Below are 22,505 nucleotides of genomic sequence, written 5' to 3'. Positions count from 1 at the left end.
CAGGTCATCGCCAGTGCATGATCAAAGATGTCCGGCCAGCCAGGATGGCGCAACCGGACGATACTCGGCGGCTGGAAAATGCTCATCCTGCGGCCAGTCCCTCAGCGCCCGACGGTAAGCCTGGAGCTGTGTGTACTGCGTCTGGTCCAGCGTCGTACCGCCGCCGTCATCCATTTCGTCGCGATCCCTCGCGATCAGGCGGTCGGTTGCTGCGAGCGATGCATCACGCCAACTCTTTTCACTGGCCATTCGTACCGAGAGCTCATTAACGGACAGTTCCAAGAGTACCGGACGACCTTTGCCGTCCGACTCGATACGTTGGTTCAGGAAGGGTGCAGCAAACAATGCCCGATATTCTTCATCGCTGATCCTGATCGCGTCTTCAGGAAGACTGTCAGCGTGATCGATAGAGTTGTAGAACCCGCCCGTGGATTGAGCATAAAAAATCAACATATTCACCTCCCCTTCAATAACCTATCGCTCGCCATAGTCCCGTCCAATTTGAATAGGCGCCATTGTAGTCCCGCCCATAAAGCCTGAACTGGCTCAGCGAGCCTGTGGACACACCAAACGACGCGCAGGTGGGACCTCCATCGGTCACTACTATGTTTCTAACGGCGTTAGGGAAGGACATAGGAAACGTTACGAGGACGCCGTTGGCATCCGCTCCGCTGGAAGAAACACCCCACTGCTCGATAACATATCCCGTCGGACTCGTTGTATCGGGTGTCCGCTTCCAGCCATTGGGTTGCAATGACGAAGTGGACATAGCCGAATACTTCAACGCCACCGTACCGCCAACAAGACGCCATTGGTTATTGAGTTTAATGAACTCCGCCGTTTCACCCAGACCGATAGTGATTGTTCCCTGCGCACCATTCGAAGCACATAGCACATCAACAGCGGATGCCGTCGAAACTGTAACGATGCCCGATCCCGCATTGACAATCGTTACGGTGGCGCCCTGTATGATTTCGGTTGTCGCCGGCAGCCTGGCGGTAACGGGTGTATTACTGGCGAAACTGGCAACTCCGCCAACATTCGATAGGGCCAATGTCGCCCCGGTGTTGTAAACATCGAATCCGCCATACTGCATCCCGCTGCGGAGTACATATTCAGTCGTTGCGACAGTCCTGCTGTTATCGAAGAGCGGCGCGGTAAGAAACAGCCCGCTACCGCGCAAGGCTGTGAGCAATTGGTTATAGAGGGTTTCCGACGGCGCTATCCCAGCAGCTTGAATGACACTCAGCAACTCCTGCGTCACACCATTGCCCCAACTGGCGGGAATCAAGGAGCCCGGCGTACCCGCCTGCGGATCCTCATCCACGAACCTGCCATTCGACAAACCCGCACTGGGTATACTTTTTGGATAATCCAACTTTTCTCTCCAGATTGGCCAGCGGCGAAACGAAGGCGATATGAAGTCTCGCCTGTTGATTCATTCAGCAGCGGCATGGGAAATTGAGATTTTAAGAATGGGCTTCTGTGGAGGAGCTTAAGCGCCAGGCTCGGGCATGACCGGCCAGTTGATATCACTTGGAAAACCGACCTGATGCTGGACTCGATTCAATTCAACGCTGTAGAGCTTCCATTCCATCAGCGCCAGTTGCTCCTGGTCGCTGGCGTCACCGATGTCTTCGGCGTATTGAAGCGGAGCTATACGCAGAACCGCATCGCGAAGAAGAGCATCACGCTGGGCCAGAACCTGGGCCTTGAGGTCGCTCAATTGTGACTCAGCGTCGAACTGCCAGGTGTTGTCTTTCCAGATGTGATAATTACCCGGCCAGGGTTCAATTGTGAATGCCGCTGGCAATTCTCCAAGTTCGCTCCATAGCTGTTGGCCGCCATCTTCCTTGCGATAAACCAAACCGCGCTGATCAACCACCTCTCGCGGAATATTATTGACCAGCGCCCACGTACGGCCACTTTCAGGCGACGGTAGCTCAAAGGAAATTTCAACGGCATTGCTGGGGATCTGAACGCCAATACCCGGCGTTACGGAAAACTCCACGGGCCCGGACAGTGCGCCGGCTTTATCGAATAGATAATAAAACACAGACACCTCAGATTAGTTTTATACGCGCGGGATAGGCGACGTTGCGCGGGCGGGACCTGAACGAGTAGAGCAGCGTATTGGCCGGATCCATCTGGTAAGTGGTCCCGGCCGGAAAAGTCGGACCACCATTAACCAAGTCCCCGATGATTTTGATTTCTTCGCGAGTGTTGGCACCAAATCCGGTAAGGCTATCGGACCACCTTGATCCAACCGCACCAGCCCCTTGTGCTCCTAGTGCATGAGAATGGACAGTGCCGGGTTGAAAGGTCCCCATCGCCCGTCCGGCGTCCACAGAACGCCCTTCATCCAGAATTCGCAGGAACTCACCTCGTCCCTCTGGCGCACGGAAAGTGACCGCGCCATCACCAGAACTCCATTTGCCTTCATTACCTTCCCGAGTGGCCTCTGTGCCGAGCATTCCAGACTGCTGGGCGTGATCCCAGAGCCAAGGCCATTCAGCACGCTTCATGACGGTGCCATTTAACGCACCGTAACCTCCCGGGCTCAATTGGATAGTCGTTTCAAAAAACGGGCGTCCCAAAGGCGTGTTGTCAAACCGGCCCATGGGCCACCAGCTCCCTGCCCCATCACTGCGCAAATGCCACCAGTCACCACTGCCCATCAATACCAGGAACGGATAACCGACAGCCGAAAGATGGGTATGGAACTTGATTCGATCAGTGCCGGCCGCCTGGACCACCAGACGATTGCCACTGTTGTCCAGGCGTCGAATGATGACGTCTCGAACACCCAGGGCAACGTTGGCCGGGGGCAACCCGATCGAGGTGGCGCCAGCGTTGGCATCAATCAATACGAGGCCAAGTTCATTTGCCGTCAGCGCTTTCGACAGGGTCAGCCGTGTAACCACCGAGCGTGTAGGGGTGGTAGTACCGATAATTTTCTGAACAGCTTTGAAAAGCTGGTTGGTGTCCGTTTCGGATGGCGCCATATCGGCGCCCGCAATCACCCCCAGGATTTCCTGTGTGACGCTGTTACCCCACATAGCGGGGATCAAGGATCCTGGCGAGCCCTCAACGGGGTTTTCATCCACAAACCGACCGTTCACCAGCCCGACGCTGGGAACACTTTTTGGATAATCCATGTTTTATTTTCTCTCTATGAGACCGGGCTCAAGCCTGAAGAGGTAGCGCTCGGAGGGTCGCAAGCACGTCATCAGCGACTTGGGCGGCGAGATCCGCCTTGCCTTTGGCGATGTGCCCACGAACCTGTGCCTTGGCCTTGAGGCGCAGCTCGCGAAGCGCCACCAGGTTCGCGTCGAATTCAGTAGCCTTGGCGAGAATCTGATCCGCTGCCTGCCTGGCCGTGCGGCCTTTGACGACCCAAGCGGAAACCGACAACGGCACCGCTTTTTTCGGGTAGCCCTGATCCTTGAAAGCCTGCGCCTCCAGGGCGGCTTGTTGGTATTCCAAGGCACGCAAGGGGTCACCGGCCAACGTGCGACGGGCGTTGTCGGCAGCGGCGTCGATCTTGGCGCACAGGCGTTCGGCTTCCTGGCGCAATTGCTCGGCAGCATTCTCTTCGGTAAGCACCCAGGTATCGTCCACCCAGATATGCGCCGCGGAAGGCGCAGGCGGGCGAAGCCCATCTTCGTACTGATGCAATTCTTGAATGACTTTCATCGGATGAGCTCCCAGGACAGGTGAACATTGACTGCGTTGATGAAGTTGACGCCGATGCCCACGCTGTAATCCGTCAGGGCCTGGTGCCCCTTGATCCCCATGCTTAAGAGCAACTCGTCGCTGTCCGCAGTGGTTGCACCCAATGTGTGCTCGGCCTGATAGCACTGCCAAAGCGAACGTAATTGGGAATGATCGAAACTGGCCGTGACCGTGGAAACCGTCACGTCATTGGCGACGTTATTGGAGAACAGCACACACATTGACGGGCTTGCCCATCCCACCGCATTGTTGCCGGGGGTAGTCGCGGCGGGCGACAGATAACTGTAGTTACCGCCAAGCCATCCGGACTGAACAAACGCCAGCGAGGTGATGACGTTCGACGCGGGGGTGGGATTACCCGCCACCAGCCGCGCTGCGCGGGCATGGGGATCCAGCGGCAGATAAACCACACCGCTGCCATTCACCGTTTGCGTCCAGCTCAATTGAGCACGGTTGTAGATCGTGCGAATCGTCGGCAACGAGCCCGGCGCCCCGGTCATCACCCAGGCCAGGCACAGGTCCAGGGGCGTGGATGGAAACCCGCCGCCGGACGCGCCGTCGACAGTCCCCTTGAAGGATTCCGGCGCAAGGTCATACAAGCTTCCACGCTGCATATAGAACCTCAGCGCACCGCCAATGACCTGTGCGCGTAGAAAATAACTGGCGCTGGGCAACAAATCGGCACTGCTCCACGCCGACGTCACGTAAGTGCGTGATCGAGCCAAGCGCCCACTTACCACCTCTTGTCCAATGCAGATGTACACACCCGCCGGAATCGAAACACGGCCGCCGCTGGTGGACAGTGCCATTGGCGTGACCGCCAGGCGGGCGTCCGCGGTCGCAATCGTTGGCAGCGGCAACGCGGTGATCGGAAGCGCGAGGTCCTGGTTCCAGCCCTTGGCCGTGACCGACTGAATCGCCTCGAGCAATTGATCGTTCTGGGTTTCATCCGGCGTCAGATCCCCCGCCTTGATGACATTCACGATCTCCTGCGTCACCCCATTTCCCCAAGCGGCCGGAATCAACGACCCCGGCGTCCCGGTCAATGGGTTTTCATCGACGAACTTCCCATTCACCAACCCGGCGCTGGGCACACTCTTCGGATAATCCATCCGTTACTCCCTAGTCATAATTGATGTGGACCTTGGTATGCGCCGGCGCACTGCGGTGGATCAGGCACTCCAAGGCCGAGCCTGGATTGACGCCAAAACGTTCGCCCCAATAGCTGGCGCCAAAGCGGCGTCCCAGTAGCAGGCGGCCGCCGGTGTTGAGGGTCCACATGAATTGCGCCTGCCAGGTCCCGAAATGCGCCTCGCCGAACCGTGCGCGGCCCATGCGCGGCGCCTTGAGTTCGGTGATGGTGGCGTTGGGGTAACCCTGGCTCTTGGCGATCTCCACGTAATAGGCGATGGCCTGGCTGCCCACCGCCAACAACCGCCGACGCACCGCCAAGCGACGATCGTCATACAGCGGCGTAGCCCCAAGGCACGGATCAGGCAGGGTCATCACCCGTTCCCAATCCGGCACCAGTTCACTCACCCCCGCCGGGTCCATCTCATTGAGCAAGTCGGCAGCACGGGCATCGAGGCGGGCCAGCTCCTGGGCAATGCCTTGCAGCACTTCCTCCAGTTCCGGCACACGCTCCGGATCCCACGCCGGCCCGCTGGGCAGCAGGCTGCGCAGTTGGGCCTGGTACTGTTCGGCGGTTCTTATTCCAGCCATGTGCAGCCTCCGAACGTCAGCAACTGATTGCTGGCGGCGACCACGTCGGCGACCGGCGCGCTGAGCTTATGGTCGGTTTCGCCGGTGGCGCTGCTGATGGCTTCGGCGATATGACTCAGCAACAGCGTTTCGCCGAGGCCGGCTTCGCGGTTATGCAAATCGCGCAGTTGCGCCTCGATGGCCGCCCGCACGGCGCTGGTGTCCGGGGTGATGCGCAGCTTGTAGCTCACCGGCACTTGCGTTGGCGCCAGCACATGCAGCTCGGCGGTCACCGGACGCAAGGGCTCGATATAGGCTCGTACTTCTTCCAATTGCTCGGCGTTGGGGATCGGCTGCGGATCGTCGTCGCGCATCACGAACAGGCCGACAGTGCCGGGTCCCAGGTAGCTGCCCCGACACCACGCGCGGGTGATGCCGGGAATTTCCAGGGCCCAGGTTTCATAGTCCTGGGCCGAACCGCCGTGAGGAATGACGCGATAGGAACGGATCACCCTGGCTCGCAGGGATTCAAGGCTTTCCCGGGCGACACCGCCGGTCAGCCCTGGCGCCAGCGCGGTGAAACGATTACCAATGCCCAGCAGCGGCTGCACCGGTGTCAGCACCAGGCCGGCCTCGGCATTGCCCAGGCTACCGGCCTCCAGAGCTGCGACGGTGGCGGTGTTCAAGCCATTGCTGGTGGTGCCGGCGGTGACCACTTTATAAGTACGGCCATCGGTCGATTGCAGCAGCGTGTCGACATCCAGCACAGCGCCAGCCGTGGCGGTGAAGCTGACACTGCCGCTCGCCACCTGGGCGGCCTTACGCGCCTGGTTCAGGCGCAGGGCGGCGATGCGTTCCAGGGTGGATTCATCGGCCTTGTCCGGCAGGATTTGCTCGGCGATCCAATCCAGGTAGCCATACAGGCCATAGGCGGCGCCGCCGAGGGTGCGGGCCAGCACTTGGGCATCGGACTGGCGCAGCGAATCGCTGGCCAGGTCGCTTTGGGCGCGTTTGATGAGCACCGGCAGCGAAGGGGTTTCAAACGGCATAGGTCACCTGCCAACTGTTATCGGGGTTGATGTCCAGGCGCTCGCCGTCAGCCAGGGTCAGGACCGTGCGCAGGTTCAGGCGCTGGGCGTCGAGGCGTTCGCTGATGATGTCGATGGCCTTGCAATGGCCGTCGTCGATCAGCCATTGCAAGGCTTCGCGGGCATAGAATTCGGCGTCGAGCTGGGTCTGGCGAGTCAACTTGACCCGGCGCAACAGCCACAGCCGCGAGCCTATGCGGTCGTCGGCCACAGTGGGAAAGGTATCGCCCCACCAGCCGAAACGTTCCTCGTCATCGACGGCATCGTCGGCGGCGGCACGACGCCAGGTGAAGAGACTGATCAGCACCGAGCGGGTCAGCGCGGCGTGCAGGTTCTGGCTGATGAACATCATTGGCCTCCCGCCGGGGCGCCGGTCTGGCCGTTGCCGGCCTGTACGCCGACGTGCACGTGTTTGATCTGGCTGACGCCGCCGGCGATCTGGTCGCCCTGGGAGACAATCTTGCCGGTGTGGTTGATGACCGGGCTATCGATGTTCACCGCGCTACTGGCGCGGATGTTCAGGGTGGCGGTCTGGATGTCGATGACACGGCCGCGCTTGAAGTGGAGCTTGTCGCCTTCGTCGGTGTAGAGCGCCACTTCGCCCGGGGCCAAGGCCTGGAGGCGGAAGCGGCGATCGGCGACCACCAGGACCACGGCATGTGAGCGGTCGCCCCCCAGGAACGTGGCGATGCCTTCGGCGCCGGCCAGCGGGTTGCTGGTGAAACCGTAGGGTTCGAAGTGCTCCATGTCGTCGTTCACTTCGCCGGCGGTGAGGCGCATTTGCAGCGATTGCAACTTGCTGGCCGAGTTGGCGAGCACGACAGTGCCGCGCGCCAGGAGGCGGGTCAGTAGGCTCATTGGGTTTTCCTTCAGAATCGGATTTGGCTGCAGAACACCTGTGGGAGCGAGCCTGCTCGCGAAGACGGCGGCACCTCCAACATTGATGCAAGCTGGCCCACCGCTTTCGCGAGCAGGCTCGCTCCCACAGGGGATTGCGGTGGGCAGAAATTTGGAGGCAGTCTCGAAACATTGTGGGAGCGAGCCTGCTCGCGAAGACGGCGGCACCTCCAACGTTGATGCAAGCTGACACGCCGCCATCGCGAGCTCCCACAGGGGAACTGTGGTGGCAGGCAGCAGCGTGGGGCTCAGGTTTTGGGCGGCACCGGGTTGGCGTCGAAGGTGTGCGGCGGCGCGACTTGCAGGGTGGTGACGGAGCCTTGTGCCGACAGCGAGTACGTTACTTTGGAAATCAGCATGTCACCGTCGAACCCCAGCACCGGATCGATCACCCGCACCAGCGTGTTATGCCGCCACAAGTCGCCATTGGCCTGGCGCCAGCCCTGCACGCGATAGGTGGTGGTCAGGGCCCTGCCGCTGCGAATGGCGCTTTCCCAATCGGCCCGTTGCTGGGCCAGCTCGAAGGTCAACTGCGCGCTCTCGCTGATCACCGTCACACGCCTGCGCTTGAAGCTCAAATCGGTGGCGGTGCCGGAGACTTCGCTCACCGCCGCCCCACTCTGCTGGTCATTGCCCTTGTGCTGACCGATGACCCGGTATTCGGAGAACACCTGGCTGTAGTCCATCGGTGCGTTGCCCGACAAAATGTTCTTGCCCAACTCCAACACATCGCTGGCCCGCCCACCGCTGCCGGGCTTGGCCAACAGCACGCGGCCTTGGGCATCGTCGGTGGAAAACACGCGGAACAACGTCAGCAAACGGTCGATGGATTGAAAGACCGTTTCCCCCGGTACGATGCTGTGCTCGCTCAACCGCGCCGTTTCGGGGATTTCACTGACCACCCCCACGCCATATTGCGCCGCCAGGGCCTGGACGATGCTCAGCAGCGTTTGCCCACGCCATTGGCTCGGGCGATTGATGGCCGCGCAGTCCACCAGGTCCTGGGTCTTGGAGCCGCCTTCGATGCTCAGGCTGATCTGCCGGCCGTCATAGCTGACAGGCGCCTTGAACACATAGCCGCTGAGGACCAGGTCGGTACCAATGCGCACCTGGCATTCATCCCCCGGGCGAATCGGCACCGCTTGGGTCTGCCCCGGCCATTGCCAGGTGATGTCGAGTTTGAAGGTGCGAAACTGGCGCTCCAGGTCCGCACTGATTTCCACGCTTTTCCAGCCACCGTAATCCAGCCCGCCGACGGTCAGCGAAACAGCATTGTCGAGTTCGGCCATGGCTTACTCCCCCGAGACTTTCAGGTCATTGGGCGGCAGGAAACCCGGATGGGCGACACCATTACGCTGGGTCACTTCGGTCACCCGGGTGGCATCGGCGAATTGCTGGTACGCGACCACCAGCGCCGGCAGGCTTTGCTTGAACGACAGGTTGATCAGCCTTACACCCGACGACGCCACCGCCGTCAAGTGCGCGGCCATTTGCTGGCGCAGGTTGTTCATCGCCTGGTAGTGCTCCGGATCTGCCTTGAGGGAGGCCTGCCAGATCGCATCGTTAAGGGCATCGCGCAGGGCCAGCACATCGTCGGCCACCGGCACGTCCCGGCGCTGGATCGGTTGCACGGCCTGTTGCGCCACCGACGGCGTGGCCCCCAACTTGACCGCAGGCGCCGCCACCGGCATCGCCGCAATCCATTGCGCGGCCTGCACCAGCAGCGTGTCCTGCACCAGGTCGGCCACGGCCTGGGCTGCCGCCGTGGTGTCCTTGCCGGTGGTGAGTTTGGGCGCGTCGGCCTTGCGAATGGCTTCCACCTGTTGCGACACGCTGGCAATCACGCCGCGATAGCCGTCACGGGCAAAGTCCTTCAGTTCGCGGATGTCGCCCAACAACCCCTTGAACTCGGCCACAACTTCCTTGGGCAATTCTTTCACCGCCTTGACCAGATCGCTGAGTTGCCGATAGGTCTCGATCAACGGCTTGAGCTCCTGCTCGATCACGCCGTAGATATCCTTGAGACTGTTGCGCAGGTCCGCGATGCCGATCCGCGCAGCCTTGATCAAGCTCATGGCGTCTTCGAAGCGTCGCACCGCCGATCCGAGGAAGCTATCGGCCGAGACCAGCAGCAGTTTCTGGCTGTTGATCGTGGCCGAGGGGAACTGCAGCGGCTGGTCGGGGTAGAACTTCAGGGCGAACGTCACCAGCCCGCCGTCCTGGCGAGTCTGGGTCATGTCGCATTCGCCGACCTTGACTTGCAGGCGTCCCAGCCACGGGTGCACCAGCTCACCACTGCCCTGCTCCAACGCCTTGAGCAACTTGTCGCGCCGCTCCAGGCAATCGGGGCCGACGATGAACGCGGTCAACTCATGAATCTTCGCCTGCTGGCCGAGCCCTTCGAAAAACGGCTGGTCGCGCTGCGGATATTCATGCAGTTGGCCCTTGTGGCCGACCGGGGTTTTCGCCTGATCGACCCAGAACCCGACGCCACGAAACGACGCCGGCAACAAACGATCACGCCAGCTCATTGGAACCTCCTGCGGAAAGTGAGCGATAGCCGATGCGCGAACTCACCGCCAGGGCCGGCTGATTGGTCTGGGGCGGATCGGCGCGCAGCCCGGCCGGCGCGTTTTCGAAGCGTACGGTCAGGCCGCCTTCGAGTTGCATGCGGTTGTTGGCGGCGCTTTGTTGCACCAGGGCGCTGGAGGTTTGCGGCAAAGCGCCCGGCGCCAGCGAGGTTTTCGCTGGCACGGTGGCGGACGATGGCGCCAGGCTGGATGACAGGCCCGCAGGCTGTTCGCCGGCCCCACCAAAAAACGCTGGCGCCAGCTCACCTTTGCCTTCGGCATTGGTGGCGCGCTGCGCCTCGGTCAGTCCTTCGACCTTACCGGTGAACGAGGTGATCATCTCGCCGAAGCCGCCGTTGAAAAACGCCTTGATCGGCGCGATCACCGCCTGCAACTCGCTCCACCACTGGCTGAACCACTCGCCCACCGGCCCCCATTGTCGGGTCAGGCCTTCGATGGGCGACCAGTCGAACAGGCCGCTGAACACCGCCAGCATGATCGACACCTGGTTGCGGATGCCTTCCCAGATCCCGGCGAAGACCTCGCCGATCGTGCTCCAGTTGGCCATGATCAGTCCCAGCGGCGTCCAATCGAACAGTCCTCTGAGGGCGTCCATCACCGGCACGGTCAAGGCCTTGAGCAGGTCCCAGATCGCCGCGAACAAGCCGGTAAGGGGCGCCCAATTGGCAACGATCAAACCCAAGGGTGACCAGGCGAACAGCGTCTGCATGAAACCGATGACGGGCGTTGCCGCCGCCACCAGCACATTCCAGAGCGCGCCGAAAAAACTGCTGATCGGCCCCCAGTTGCTGATCACCAACCCCATCGGGGTGAAGGCGAACATCGTCTTGAAGAACTCGACCATGGGCAGCACGATCGGCGCGAGTCGTTGCCAGAGCCCGGCAAAGAACGCCGAAATCGGCGTCCAGTGGGCGATGATCATCCCTGCCGCCAGGGCGATGCCCATGGCAATCAAGCCGATGGGGTTCATCTTCATGGCCAGGTTGACCACCTCCATGGCCTGGCTCGCGCCGCTGACCGCGGTCTGGATCGCGTTGAACGCCACGACGCCCGTTGCCAGGCCCTGCACCAGTTGCGGATTGTCCTGCAGCACCTGGGCCACGCTGCTGACCATGGGTTGCAAACTGACCGCCACCGCGTTGACCGCAGGCCCCAGCGCCGAACCGAATTGCACCGATACGTTGCTGATGGAAGTCTTCAATCCATCCAGGCTCTGTGCCGCCACACGAGGCGCTTCCGGCGCCTGCAGGGCGCTGGCCGCCGCGTTCACCGCGCCGACTTCCCCCTTGAAGGCCAGCGCCGACTTGAGCCCGTCCATGAACGGTTGGGTCAGGCCGCCGCTGGGCAGCAGGCCGGAAATATCCAGGCTGCCCAAACCCGTGGCATCGAGGTTCTGCTTGAAACTGGCGACCTTCGCACGAAGGCTCGCGAGCTTGGGTGACAGCTCGTCAATGCCCGTCAGCAGCACTGCTTTTTTCTCTACCTTTTCTGTGTCTGCCATCACTGCACCTGCTGCATCGCATTGATCCGTTGCGCGTGCTCCAAGGATTCACGGAGCACGTCCAGTGGCCTGGCCATCATCTGTTCGGGGTCAACCTTCCAGAACCAGGCCAGGTCATAGGCGGCGGCGATCAGGTCGCCGATGGCTGCGACGCCGCACTCATGAAAAAACTCGCGACGGCCCAGCTCAAGGCATTGAGGTCAGCCAGGTCCAACTGGTTGACCGAGGACGGTGGGATACCGGCGCACACCGCGATGTATTTGGCCGCGACGTCCATGTCCAGGCTCACCTCCTCGCTCTTGTCGATCTTGTAGGGCAGCGCCTTGATCGCCCGCACTTCCTGCACCGTCGGACGGCGCAGGGTCAGCTCGCTCAATGGCTCGCCGTGGGCCTCGATGGCCACGCGCAACGTCACGACGTCAGTCATTGCCAGGTCCCCTTGATGCCTTCGAATTTCAGCTCGATGGTGGCGTCGTCGCCCTTGGACACCGGCTCCTCCACCAAGTAGGCGCCGGCCAGCACGTAGACCTTGCCGTTGTTGAATTCGCAGGTGACCGTCATGTCGGTGCCGGCCACGAGCTGCTTGAGCGGGAAGTCCGCGGTGTGCAGCGCCGTCACCTTGAAGGACGGGGCGATGTCGGTTTCCTTGTAGAAACCCGGTACGACGGTTTCACGTTTGGTGAACATCAGTGGCGCTTCGCAGCCGCCATTGATGGTCAGTTGAGCGCCGTCCACTTTGACGTAGCAGGTGCCCGCAATCAGTTGACCCATGGTGTTTCTCCCTTCCAATAAAAAGCCCACGCAAGGTGGGCCAGTGCTGTTCACTTAAGGTTTGTTTACATCATTGTGGCGAGGGAGCTTGCTCCCGCTGAGCTTTGTAGGAGCTGGCGAAGCCTGCGATCTTTGATTTTGATCTTTCGCTCTCGACTCAATTGGCGTTGGAAAGATCGCAGCCTCGCTTCGCTCGGCAGCTCCTACACAGCTCCTACAACCCAGCGGGAGCAAGCGCCCTCGCCACGGTCAGGCGGCGTTGTCGTATTGCAGGCGGAACTGGTTGAGCAGCGCGAACACCCGCAGGCCGTTGATGTAGTCCGGCGGGAACAGCACGTTGACCCGGCTCGGATCCTGGCTGTCGCGTTCGACCACCAGATGCTCGGCGAACAGCTCGGCGTTTTCCACATGGCCTTCCAGTTCAAGCTTGGCGTATTGGGCGATCAGCTCGCCACGGATGGTGCTCGGGGTCACGATGGGCTGGCCGGCGCCGAAACGGGTGCCGTCGGCGGCCAGTTTGTGACGGCCGTACTTGCTGGTGATCACGCTTTGCAGGCGGCGGACGATGAATGCCGACTGGTGCAGGGTTTCGCTGTCCAGGTAGGAGTTGTCAGCCTGGCCGAAAGCGTTTTTCTGATACGTGGTAATGGAACGCTGGATGCGTACGTAGCCACCTTCGTAATACGCCGTGGCGATGCCGTAATTGAGCAGGGACTGACGCTCGGTCAGGGTAAAGCGCTCACTGGCCGGTGCCGGATCGAGGCCTGGCAGGCTCCCGCTTTGGGTCGGACGGCTGGCGTCGGCGGAGATGAACACCGCGGTACGAGCCGCCAAGGCAGCGGCCTGGACCCAGAACGGTTGCGGTACGCCCAGCTCCAGCGCCTGGATGGTCATGTGCTGGTCGTTGCGCGCCTGGCCGGCGGCAACCAGAGTGCCGAGGGTGCCGCGCTTGGCACTGTAGACATGGCCGAACAACTGCTTGGCCCAAGACCAGCGGCCGGTGCTGTCGTCCATGACCGCCTGCCAGGTATTGAGGCTCGCCACATCGGACCAAGGCATCGCGATGAACTCGAAGGGCTCGTCGCCCAGGGCCGCGACGGCAGCGGTCTGGTCCGGCACACCGGCGCCGCCGGTCATCGCGGTGATCGCGGTGGTCAGGCCCGCCGGGGTGTCTTCGCCATTGCTCTTGCCCAGGCGATTGAATTGCAAGCTGATGTCGTTGCCGCTGTCGCCGGTCCATTTGGCGCTGAGGGTCACGACGCCTTCGGCGGCCGCAGCGGTCACCGGCAGATCGGCGCTGGCGTTGATTTTCAATGCCAGCGCAGTCGCGGCCTGGGCTGCCGTGGCGCCGTTGACAATGGCGGCCTGGACGCGCACACCGCCGACGTACAGGTTGAGCACGCCGCTTTGCGTCGCGGCGCCGGTGAGGGTCAACACGCCTTTGGCGATGGCGCCTTCGACGTTGTGCAGCGGCAGGCACCAGATTTCACCGAGCGGGTCGGTCTTGCGCCAGGTTTCGTACATCGAGGCGAGCATCGAGCCCTGCCCGCCGATGCTCTTGGCCAGCGCGACGCTGGACACCAGCACCAGCTTGCCGACCTCGGCCGGAGCGACGTTGTCGTTGACCTGGGCGACGATCAACCGGCGCATGGCTGACGACGCGCTATTGGCGGCCGAGTTGTCCATTTCGGCGTAGAACAGCGGAACACGAATGTCCGCGGGAATGTTGCTGAATCCGATCGCCATTATTTGGCTCCCTGTGTTTTTGCCGCTTTCACGGCTTTGGTAGTGATATCGCCATCGGCCAGACGTCGACGCCACCAGGCGTTGTCCGGCACTTCACGGCCCTCGAGGGGCAACAGATCGCCCGCTTCCGGGTCCGGCACGGCCCGGCCCGGGGCCGGCAGCACGGTGATGCGTTTGCTCATGGGGTTACGTCTCCAGAGAAAGTCAGTTCCACGCGCCCGTCGGGGCCGGGGCGTTTCAGGTTGGGGTCCGCCGGATCGATGGCATCGACCCGCACGGTGGCCCCGGTAAAGGACGACAAGCCGTCCAGTTCACGCTCGTGCCAGCTTTCGGCAGGCTGGCTCGCCAGATTGCGGCCCAGCTGGAACTCGGCGAAAAAGCGCAGCCGGTACAACACACGGCTGCTGTTGATGGAAACCAGTTCGCTGCCGTCGTACTCGACGCCGGTGTACTCAGCGCCCGGCTTGAACCCCACCAGAGCGCGCCACAATTCGGCCCGCAGGTCGTGCAGCAGATCCAGCGCTTTTGTCGCGTCAGTGGCGTCGAGCACCAGCACGGCATCGAAGCGATCGCGCACCGCTTGCAGCGTGACGTTTTGCGCCGCGTTCTTGCTGGCGATGTCGGCGGTGGGCAGGACATAGGCGCAGGGGGTTTGCAGCGGGGCCTCGGCTTGCAGCGTGGCAAGGTCGAAGCCTGCGGCCACGCGCTGGCCGAGCGTGGGGCATTGCTCACGCAACTGCGTGAGGATCGGGGTGATCTTCATGGAGGGACTCCAGTTTTTGTGGGAGCGAGCCTGCTCGCGAAAGCGGTGTATCAGGCAACAGTGATGCTGGATGTGCGGGCGTCATCGCGAGCAGGCTCGCTCCCACAGTTGGACTCGGTTGGACGTGGGGTATGTGCAACGCTGAACAAGACCTGGGGATAAGATCAGGCCTTGGCGTCCAGGCAGGTTGCGTCGATGCTGCAGCGGTAGCTTTTTTCCCGGCTGCCGCTGGCCGTGACCTTGTCGATCGACCAGCGACCGCGCATGAAGTCCGGCCAGGACGGGTCCAACAGTACGATGCCCTCGGCGGACAGCCCCGGGTTGCCAGGGCATTCGATCTTGACCTTGAGGGCTTCGCGCAACATCCGGCGCACCTCGCCTTCACCGGCGGCGCGGGCTTCTTCTGCACTCTGGAAGCGCTGGCGCAAGGTCTTGAACGGCGCGATGCCGCTCTCCTCGACCCGCAGCTTGCCCGCCGCCGCATCCCACCAACTGGTCTTGCAGCCGTCGTACTTCGCCCGCGCGGTTTCATCCAGCTTGGCCGAAATGAAAGCGTGGTCGCCCGGGCGATTGTTGGTCGTCACCGACAATTTCATCTCGGGCAGGACCTTGCCCGACAACGACTTCGCCTGGCCGCGCCGGGCCAGCACATACAGCTCGTTGACTGGTTTGGCGACGGCGTCATAACGATGGGCCAGGCGCGTGAGGAACCCCATGTCGGTTTCGTTGGACTGATCGATGTGCTCGATTTTTATCAGCGACAGGTCCGGCGCCACACGGGGCGAAAACCCGTGCCTGGAAGTCAGCTGACGAAACAGCGCCCCCAGGGTCGTCGGACCATGGCTGACGGATCGGCGCTGCTTGAAGCCTGTCTGGTCCGCCGCGCTGAACGGCGCCGCCATGGCCACCAGCACCAGTTGCAGCGGAAACAGGAACGGTGTGCGTCGAGTGATGACGAACTCGCCTTTATCCACAAGCCCCGATTCCAGGTAACCGACCCGCAGGCCGATTTTCCCGCCCAGGCTGGGCAACCCTTCCAGACCGTCCAGGCTGATGGTGAGCGTCAGCTGATCGGACTCGATGCCCGCCGCGTCGACATGCTCCCACTTGAGTAGGCGTTCGTTGAGCAGCGCGGCGTTCGCGCCATAAATCTCCACCGCAGGCGTAAAACCCAATGCCATGTCGCCTCCTTAATCCCAGGCCGAAACCGGTGGGGTTGCCACGGGCTTGAGGTCCACTTCCGGCAAGACCACCCACACACCCGCCGGCAATACCGGGCCCCATTCAGCCAATCCGGGATTGAGACGCCAGAGCGCCTCCTCGACGAGGTCGTCGCAACGTTGCAGCTCCCGATAGAGCAAGAGATTCACCGAATCACCGGCGATACTTCGAACCCTACGCATTGGCGAACTCCTTCAAATCAACCACCCAGCCCACCACCATCGCCGTGCCGTCATCAATGATTGCGGTCTGGGTTTCCGTGACATTGTTGATCTGCCACAGGCCCCAGTTGCGGCCGATGCCATCGACCAACGGCAGTGGGACGCGCTGCGCCTGCAACGCGCGCAACTCATCGAGGCGATCCATGGCGGTGGCGTACATCGATTTGCCGGTGATCGTCAGCCCTTGCAGGCCTTGGCCGATCTGGCTGGACTTGGGCTTGCTGGTGAGGATGTCGATGTTTTTCCAGCCGCCATCCGAGGTGTGTACCAACTGGTGGTACGCAAAATTTCTCGACAGGCCAAAGATGAAACTGCCGAGGGCCATTTGTTGACGCATCACGTACCTCCGTCGGTCAGGGCCGCATCACTGCGCATGGCCAGTGAGTTGGGCATGGATGTCAGGCCAAATTGGCCGCTGATCTGTTGCACCACCAGGTTCGCCAACTGGCTCGCACTGGCCTGGTCCTGGCCGTTGATGTAGATGTTCGCGGTCATGGTGTTTTGCTGGGTGGTTGCCTGGGTGCTGGCCAGGTCTTTGCTGACCTGCTCTGGCGCGGCGAGCCTGTCGACCGGGGCGACGAGTTTTTCCCCCAGTGACGCGCCGGCATCGCTCCCCAGCCAGCCGCCCAGCAGTCCGCCAAGCACGCCACCAATGGCAGTGCCGAGCACCGGCACGACACTCCCCAACGCAGCACCGGCCGCAGCGCCCGCAGCAGCGCCGGCCCAGCCGCCACCTGCGGCGCCCAGGCCTGCGCCCATCATTCGTTTGTCGCCGGTCAGCACTCCCTCGGCCACATCAGCGACGGCACCAACGACTTTTAATGGGCCTGGCGCCCTGCGAGTCATCGAGCGTAACGAGGCGGTTGGCGCGAGTGAAAAACGCCCTGCGCCTCCCAGTGAGCCTCGTGTACTGACGCGTATTTTCGACCCTCTCGGGGATTCGGGACGCTGGTTGGCATTGCTTGTATCCAGCTTGCCCACCCGAGGATTTCTGAAATCTTCGGAGATCGCTTCACCCAATCGACCGGGAAGGTGCGGAGCGGCCCTACCCAACACCCGCTTGGCCACCTGACTGGAGATCTCATCCCCTACCGCCTTGAGCAACGCGCCCACCAGCGGTTTGATCGCCGCGCCGATCAACACGATGGCCGCGGCGGCTTTGGGTGAGGACTCTGCCAATTCACTCATGCCATCGGCGAGCGAACCCAGCCCCTGAAATGAGCTACCCGCCGAAGGCATCAGCGCGTTTCCCGTGGCCAACGACAAACGCTCGTTACGGGCGTTGAGGATATTCAGTTGGCCTTGATGGGTTTTCGAAAGCGCCAATGCATCCTGCCGCACCGAACCGTCGTTGCCCAATTGTGAAGTGGCGTATTGGCCTGGGTCTTTCACCTGCAAGAAAGCTGCGTTCACATCGGACAGCTTCTGCGCCATGCGCAGCACGGCTTCATCGCCATTGCTGAATAACGTCGTGGCAAGGGCCGAGCGCCTTTCGGCCGGTTGCGCGTTCAAGGCCGCCAGCACCGTCATCATCGTGCCAGGCGCCGTTTCCTTGTCACGCAAGCCGCTCGCCACCGCCGTGGGTTCCAGGCCCAACTGTTTCCAAGCCTTTTGCTCGGTGGCGGAGACTTGGCCACCCTTGCCCAGGGCCGTCGCGAAGCTATCCAGCGCCACGCCGGCTTCCGCTTGTTTGGTCCCGGTATTGAGCAATGCCGCCGTTACCGCTGCGGCTTGGGCAGGGGCCAGGCCTGCCGTCGTTGCAGCCGCACCGTCACGCTGCAAGACCGCGCCGATCTCGGCCGGTTTCGCACCATCGGGTAGCTTGCCCAACTGGTTGGTTGCATCCGCCAAGTCAAAGGCTTGAGCGCCGCTGAGCTTCATGGAGATGCGCCAGTCGGCCAGCATCTCGGCAACCTCCATGGCCGGCCTCCTGAACGCCGTCGCGATGACGGCAGCATCCGAGGCGAAACGCGACAGCTCCGACGGTCGGTCCGAGGCCTTGGCTAAATCGTTGCCGATGCCTTTGCTGGCCGCCAGGCTTTGCATTCTCACCACTTCAACCGCCGTGGTGCCCCCGGCCGCCACCAACTGAGCGGTGGCGACATGCCGGGTTGACTCAGTCGTCTGTTCGATCTGGCGAGGGCTAAATCCGGTGACCTGCTTCAGATCGGCCATGGCCGAGTCCATCGCTATCGCAGGTTTGAGCAGCGCCGGTGGTTCAATACCGCCACTGGACTTGCCCTTTGACTCACCAGCCGACTCGCCCTTGGCGCCGGCGCCCATTGTTTGGGAGAACAATCGTTGCGCCGAAAGCTTCACGGTCAGCGATTCGATCGCCGTGGTCAGCAGTCCGAGCTTGAGACCGAGTGTCTCCAATGCCAGATCGAGGCTCGCCAGTTGATCCCTGGCGAACGCGCCTTGTGCCGACACGCCACTGGTGAGGCTGGCATTACCGAACGCCAACCCAGGCTCATTGAAGGTTGCGTATTTGAGCGAATATCTATCGTCCGCCATCCCGCTCTACTCCTGTTTCACGCCAAGGCGAGTGATCGCGATGTCGTAGCGGCGCAAGGCCTTGCCGGCGTCCCACTCCAGGATTTCCGCCTCACTTACCGAGTAAATGAGCGGCACCACATCGAGGATCACTTCGATGTCGCGCTCCGAAAGAAGTCCGCCGGTTTGTTTAAAAAATCGTCGATGCGTACCTGAAGTTGTGTCCAGTCGGGCACAGTCAGGTGATCGAGGTCGGGGATCATCAGGCCAGTGCAATGGGCGGTGATGAACTCGGCGCGTTCCTTGGCCGTCTTCAGTTTTTTCATCGCCTTGGTGGCACGCAGCACCGGCATTTCCAGGGTCAACGAGGTCAGGCTGCGGCCCGCGATGTCGAGCGGTTGCAGCAGCTGCACCTGATCGGGATCGACCGCTGCGCTGTCCACCGACTCCAGGAAGTGCGACGCCGGGCGGGTGGACATTTCGTGCACGTACTGGGCAATGCTCACGTAGTCCGGGCGCTTGAGCTGGTCGAGTTCCTTGACCGACAGGCCGGTGGCCAGTTTGGCCAGTTCGAAGAACTGATCGTCTTCGTCATCGCCAGCGCGGGCCAGGGCCTCTTTTTGCGCGGCGTAGTACAGAGGCTTGAGTGGGAGCTGCTCGATCTGCGAGCCATCGTCACCGGTGATCGGCGACAGCAGCTCATGGGTAGGAGGCATCCAGGACATGAAATCAGTTCCTTGGTGAATCATGGTGGGCGAGCCACCTGTGGGAGCGGGCTTGCTCGCGAAAGCGGTGTGTCAGTCAACATTGCTGTTGAAGCTGATGGCCTCTTCGCGAGCGAGCCCGCTCCCACAGGGACTGTGTCTAACCGACGGGTTTGTTTAAGGCAGCAACACCGCACGGCGCGCATCGCCAAGAATGTCGACGCCGTTGAGCACGAACTTCTGGGTGCGCACGTCGATGTCGATCACCGGCACGCCATTTTCCAGACGGTTGTAAGTGCGGCAGGACAGCTCAAGATTGGTCTTGGGCTTCTCATTCATTTTCAGCGGGGTTTCCTCGAGGGATTTCAACTTGCCGCCCACCGTGTGATAGGTGAACCAGGTGTTGCCGTCCTGGTCCTGGCCGGCTTCACGCACGTTGAGCAGAATGTCCTCGCCCACCGTCACGCCCAACGCCAGCATGACTTCCGGACCGAGGCCTTGCAGGGTCAGCTTGGCCGTCAGCACCTTGCCGCCCTTGGCCATTTCCTCGCCAATGAAACGGCCGCCACGCATCTCTTCCATGTCGAATTCGATTTTCGGCGGGGTGAAATCTTCCACGGTCGCCGACAACGGCAGGCCTTGCAGGGTGGCCGCGATGGCCTGTCTTACGCGGTTGGTAAACATTAGAGAACGTCCTCCAGGAACTGCTCGATGATTTCATCGCGGGCATTGAGTTGATAAATCATGTGTTCGTTCGGTGCGTAGCGGCCGTAGTCGATGACCACGTACCAGGTGCCGTTCTTGTACTTCTCGACGCTGTTCAATTCCGGGTGCAGGTACACGCTGCCGCCCGGAATGGTTTCGTCGGCCACCAGGGTTTGCAGCCAGTCGTTGATGCGCTTGACCTCCTGGTCCATGAACGATTTGGTCAGGTTCTTGGCCATGGCTTTCTGGCCGGCCTTCACCAGCTTGCGGCTGATGGCATCTTCCAGGCCGACGTAGCTGATGAACTTGCCGGTGATGGAGCGGTTGCCCAGCAGCGAGAAGCCGCCGAGGATGGTCCGGGCGTAGTAGCTGACGCCGTAGCGGTTGAGCAGATCGCCTTCGGTGGAGGTGTCGAGGATGTTGTATTCGACGGTGCGCGAAACGTCCTCGGCGAAGGTCACCTGGTTGCCCGGGCTCTCCCACTGCTTGACCTTGGCAAGCGCGGCGATGGCCAGGCTCGACGGGGCCAGGAAGACGTTTTTCTTCGCGGCCTTGGAGTACACCGCCGGCATGTTGTGCACCACCAGGCAACGGTCGAAACCAAGGTCGGCGCCGCCCAGCTCCTGGCTGTAGGTCACTTGGTCGGCAACCGCGGCGTCCTTGCCATCGAGCACCACACGAGCCTTGATGCGCTTGCCAAACGAAGCGAATTCGCTGGCCACGGCCTTGGTGCCGGTGAAGCCCGGCGCGCCGATAATCGTCAGGTCTTCCGCGACGCCACTCAACGCGGCCAGGCCCAACTTGCGCCCGGTCTGCGCCTCGATGCCGCCGATCACGTTGTTCTGCGTATCGGCCAGGGTCGCGCCCTCTTCGACGATGACCACGTAGACCGGCACCTTGACCACCTTGAGGATCTGGTACACCGCCTGGAACAACGTGCCCGCCTCGGCACCGGTCGGGTCCAACTGGGCCTGGGTGGTGAAGCTGTTGATGCGGAACGGGGTGTTTTTCGGAATCAGCGGGTTGGCATTCGGCGCGGTGCCGACCAGACCGATGACGTTGTCACCCAGGCCACCCATGGCCTCGGGAGATTCGGTGGCATTGACGGTAATGCCGTTGTGCTCGAAGTTCAAAACCTCAGCCATGGTTATTCAGCCTTTTTGGTGGCGGCCTTCACGGCCTTGGTGATTGGGGTGGCTTGCGTGTCAGCAGCCAACTGCTGCGCATTCAGGACGCTGGTCAGTTCGAGGCGACCGGCACTGCGCAAAGCGCTGGCCTCGACATCCAACAAATCCAATGTCTGGCCGGCGCTAGACCAATGGCCGCCACTGGTAGGAAATGGCAGCAGCACGGTGTATTGCTTACGAATGGGCATCTACGGTCTCTCCAGATGCGAAAACACAAAAGCCCCATAAAAGGGGCTCGATGTGGGCGAAAAAAAACCGCTCTCGCGGTCGTGTTTACTTGATGAAATCTGGCAGCTCGGGCCAGAGCAGCCTGGAAGGTTCTTCATCCGTTTCCGGGATGTCTCGCAAGGCCTGGCGATAAGCCTTGATCTCGGCAAGCTGGGCTTCCGTTGCGGGGAAGTCCGGTAATTGAGTGAAATCCGTGTCTCGCAACCGTTGATTACGGCGCGTGCGAATGGCGGCCCATTCGATTTCAGGCGACGGTACGGCAAGTGGAATTTCGGGTAGGTCATTGTTGGACAGATCAGACATGTTCGTTCCTTAGCTGAAAACAACGGTTTCGGCCAGTGACAACCTGGTGACCAAATCCCCAAGGTTGAACAACCGACCATTGCCCACACGCATGGTGTCAATGCGCACGGTGGTGTAATAAATGTTTGGAATGAGAATGCGCATGACAATATTGCCGTTTGTATCGACATAGACAGAAGGGGTCATGTTTCCAAACGTCGAAGCGTTTTGCAGAACCCGAGTGGGCTGATAGCAATACCCCACCAACGTTTCGTCGATTATTTTGGCTGTGCCGTAGCTGTAACCCTTGATGTTGAACCAGAACATTTCCGAATGAACATTGATGTTAAGCGGCACTTTGAAATGCATGTACACATTTGCGCTGGCACCCAGGTTGGTGGAAACAAAATCACCCTGCGCCGTTGCGCCATAGACGCCGCCAGTTCCGTAGACGTGTCCCTGCAAAACGTTGCGACGAATCGTGCCCAGGGCACTTGGATCCCCTTCTACATCCTTCTGGCTTCGCCATTCGTTGAACTGCGTCAACGCCGTGGCCATGGTCGTATTGATACTGCCAATTTTTCCATTGACCGTCGTGGTCAAGTTGTTGGCCGCTGATACCAGCGACGCGATAGTGGTTTCCAGACTCACATTCAAGTTCCTTGTGCTAT

28 protein-coding genes are annotated in these 22,505 nt (G+C 61.3%); all 28 read right to left on the bottom strand.

Annotated features, from left to right (window positions below):
* Positions 1-21 precede the first annotated feature (21 nt).
* The 28 genes from HU715_RS01040 to HU715_RS00905 all read right to left on the bottom strand — a co-directional run bounded on the left by HU715_RS01040 (position 22) and on the right by HU715_RS00905 (position 22,485).
* Entirely contained in the window at positions 22-453 is a 432-nt protein-coding gene (locus HU715_RS01040) for a phage tail assembly chaperone (protein WP_186705549.1), read from the bottom strand.
* 13 nt (positions 454-466) lie between these two features.
* Positions 467-1,378: a gp53-like domain-containing protein gene (locus HU715_RS01035; protein WP_186705548.1), complete on the bottom strand. Its 912-nt coding sequence runs from the start codon at positions 1,376-1,378 to the stop codon at positions 467-469.
* Positions 1,379-1,495: 117 nt separating this feature from the next.
* Entirely contained in the window at positions 1,496-2,056 is a 561-nt protein-coding gene (locus HU715_RS01030; RefSeq protein WP_186705547.1) for a tail fiber assembly protein, read from the bottom strand.
* A 7-nt stretch (positions 2,057-2,063) separates the two neighbouring features.
* On the bottom strand, positions 2,064-3,158 hold the full coding sequence (locus HU715_RS01025; protein ID WP_186705546.1) for a phage tail protein: 1,095 nt from the start codon (positions 3,156-3,158) through the stop codon (positions 2,064-2,066).
* Positions 3,159-3,186: 28 nt separating this feature from the next.
* On the bottom strand, positions 3,187-3,696 hold the full coding sequence (locus HU715_RS01020) for a phage tail protein (RefSeq protein ID WP_186705545.1): 510 nt from the start codon (positions 3,694-3,696) through the stop codon (positions 3,187-3,189).
* Positions 3,693-4,847 carry a phage tail protein gene (locus tag HU715_RS01015; protein ID WP_186705544.1) on the bottom strand — a complete coding sequence of 385 codons (1,155 nt, stop codon included), beginning with the start codon at positions 4,845-4,847 and terminating at the stop codon, positions 3,693-3,695. The genes HU715_RS01020 and HU715_RS01015 overlap by 4 nt, the downstream gene beginning before the upstream one ends.
* Before the next feature lie 10 nt (positions 4,848-4,857).
* The gene (locus tag HU715_RS01010) at positions 4,858-5,457 is read right to left on the bottom strand and encodes a YmfQ family protein (protein WP_186705543.1); all 600 of its coding nucleotides are present in this window, start codon (positions 5,455-5,457) and stop codon (positions 4,858-4,860) included.
* Positions 5,445-6,485: a baseplate J/gp47 family protein gene (locus tag HU715_RS01005; RefSeq protein WP_186705542.1), complete on the bottom strand. Its 1,041-nt coding sequence runs from the start codon at positions 6,483-6,485 to the stop codon at positions 5,445-5,447. The genes HU715_RS01010 and HU715_RS01005 overlap by 13 nt, the downstream gene beginning before the upstream one ends.
* Positions 6,475-6,873 (bottom strand): phage GP46 family protein, encoded by a 399-nt coding sequence (locus HU715_RS01000; RefSeq protein ID WP_186705541.1) that lies wholly within the window; start codon positions 6,871-6,873, stop codon positions 6,475-6,477. The genes HU715_RS01005 and HU715_RS01000 overlap by 11 nt, the downstream gene beginning before the upstream one ends.
* The gene (locus HU715_RS00995) at positions 6,873-7,382 is read right to left on the bottom strand and encodes a phage baseplate assembly protein V (RefSeq protein ID WP_186705540.1); all 510 of its coding nucleotides are present in this window, start codon (positions 7,380-7,382) and stop codon (positions 6,873-6,875) included. The genes HU715_RS01000 and HU715_RS00995 overlap by 1 nt, the downstream gene beginning before the upstream one ends.
* Before the next feature lie 287 nt (positions 7,383-7,669).
* Positions 7,670-8,710, bottom strand: coding sequence for a phage baseplate assembly protein (locus HU715_RS00990; protein WP_186705539.1), 1,041 nt, complete (start codon positions 8,708-8,710; stop codon positions 7,670-7,672).
* A gap of 3 nt (positions 8,711-8,713) precedes the next feature.
* Positions 8,714-9,952, bottom strand: coding sequence for a DNA circularization protein (locus tag HU715_RS00985; protein WP_186705538.1), 1,239 nt, complete (start codon positions 9,950-9,952; stop codon positions 8,714-8,716).
* Positions 9,939-11,513 carry a phage tail tape measure protein gene (locus HU715_RS00980; RefSeq protein WP_186705537.1) on the bottom strand — a complete coding sequence of 525 codons (1,575 nt, stop codon included), beginning with the start codon at positions 11,511-11,513 and terminating at the stop codon, positions 9,939-9,941. Before HU715_RS00980 ends, HU715_RS00985 begins: the two co-directional genes overlap by 14 nt.
* A 130-nt stretch (positions 11,514-11,643) precedes the next feature.
* Positions 11,644-11,940 carry a phage tail assembly protein gene (locus tag HU715_RS00975; RefSeq protein WP_045155211.1) on the bottom strand — a complete coding sequence of 99 codons (297 nt, stop codon included), beginning with the start codon at positions 11,938-11,940 and terminating at the stop codon, positions 11,644-11,646.
* Entirely contained in the window at positions 11,937-12,284 is a 348-nt protein-coding gene (locus tag HU715_RS00970) for a phage tail tube protein (protein WP_003198314.1), read from the bottom strand. Before HU715_RS00970 ends, HU715_RS00975 begins: the two co-directional genes overlap by 4 nt.
* A gap of 249 nt (positions 12,285-12,533) precedes the next feature.
* Complete coding sequence (locus HU715_RS00965) at positions 12,534-14,030, bottom strand: phage tail sheath subtilisin-like domain-containing protein (protein WP_186705536.1); 1,497 nt, start codon at positions 14,028-14,030, stop codon at positions 12,534-12,536.
* Positions 14,030-14,212: a DUF2635 domain-containing protein gene (locus tag HU715_RS00960; protein WP_186705535.1), complete on the bottom strand. Its 183-nt coding sequence runs from the start codon at positions 14,210-14,212 to the stop codon at positions 14,030-14,032. The genes HU715_RS00965 and HU715_RS00960 overlap by 1 nt, the downstream gene beginning before the upstream one ends.
* Complete coding sequence (locus tag HU715_RS00955) at positions 14,209-14,793, bottom strand: phage tail terminator protein (protein WP_186705534.1); 585 nt, start codon at positions 14,791-14,793, stop codon at positions 14,209-14,211. The genes HU715_RS00960 and HU715_RS00955 overlap by 4 nt, the downstream gene beginning before the upstream one ends.
* 164 nt (positions 14,794-14,957) lie before the next feature.
* Complete coding sequence (locus tag HU715_RS00950) at positions 14,958-15,974, bottom strand: contractile injection system protein, VgrG/Pvc8 family (protein WP_186705533.1); 1,017 nt, start codon at positions 15,972-15,974, stop codon at positions 14,958-14,960.
* Between the two features lie 9 nt (positions 15,975-15,983).
* Positions 15,984-16,196 (bottom strand): tail protein X, encoded by a 213-nt coding sequence (locus HU715_RS00945; RefSeq protein WP_186705532.1) that lies wholly within the window; start codon positions 16,194-16,196, stop codon positions 15,984-15,986.
* Positions 16,189-16,572 carry a phage tail protein gene (locus HU715_RS00940; RefSeq protein WP_186705531.1) on the bottom strand — a complete coding sequence of 128 codons (384 nt, stop codon included), beginning with the start codon at positions 16,570-16,572 and terminating at the stop codon, positions 16,189-16,191. The genes HU715_RS00945 and HU715_RS00940 overlap by 8 nt, the downstream gene beginning before the upstream one ends.
* Complete coding sequence (locus HU715_RS00935) at positions 16,572-18,749, bottom strand: phage tail tape measure protein (RefSeq protein ID WP_186705530.1); 2,178 nt, start codon at positions 18,747-18,749, stop codon at positions 16,572-16,574. Before HU715_RS00935 ends, HU715_RS00940 begins: the two co-directional genes overlap by 1 nt.
* Before the next feature lie 128 nt (positions 18,750-18,877).
* Entirely contained in the window at positions 18,878-19,453 is a 576-nt protein-coding gene (locus HU715_RS00930; protein WP_186705529.1) for a phage tail assembly protein, read from the bottom strand.
* Between the two features lie 156 nt (positions 19,454-19,609).
* Complete coding sequence (locus HU715_RS00925) at positions 19,610-20,116, bottom strand: phage major tail tube protein (RefSeq protein ID WP_186705528.1); 507 nt, start codon at positions 20,114-20,116, stop codon at positions 19,610-19,612.
* On the bottom strand, positions 20,116-21,282 hold the full coding sequence (locus HU715_RS00920) for a phage tail sheath protein (RefSeq protein ID WP_018607964.1): 1,167 nt from the start codon (positions 21,280-21,282) through the stop codon (positions 20,116-20,118). The genes HU715_RS00925 and HU715_RS00920 overlap by 1 nt, the downstream gene beginning before the upstream one ends.
* Positions 21,283-21,284: 2 nt before the next feature.
* Positions 21,285-21,512, bottom strand: coding sequence for a hypothetical protein (locus HU715_RS00915; protein WP_186705527.1), 228 nt, complete (start codon positions 21,510-21,512; stop codon positions 21,285-21,287).
* An 85-nt stretch (positions 21,513-21,597) separates the two neighbouring features.
* Positions 21,598-21,855, bottom strand: coding sequence for a tail fiber assembly protein (locus HU715_RS00910; RefSeq protein ID WP_186705526.1), 258 nt, complete (start codon positions 21,853-21,855; stop codon positions 21,598-21,600).
* 9 nt (positions 21,856-21,864) lie between these two features.
* Positions 21,865-22,485 carry a hypothetical protein gene (locus HU715_RS00905; RefSeq protein ID WP_186705525.1) on the bottom strand — a complete coding sequence of 207 codons (621 nt, stop codon included), beginning with the start codon at positions 22,483-22,485 and terminating at the stop codon, positions 21,865-21,867.
* Positions 22,486-22,505 lie beyond the last annotated feature (20 nt).

The sequence above is a fragment of the Pseudomonas zanjanensis genome (assembly GCF_014268745.2).
In the GTDB taxonomy this organism is placed as follows: domain Bacteria; phylum Pseudomonadota; class Gammaproteobacteria; order Pseudomonadales; family Pseudomonadaceae; genus Aquipseudomonas; species Aquipseudomonas zanjanensis.
Note: the sequence above shows the minus strand (reverse complement) of the source record. Positions and strands in the feature narration are given on the sequence as shown.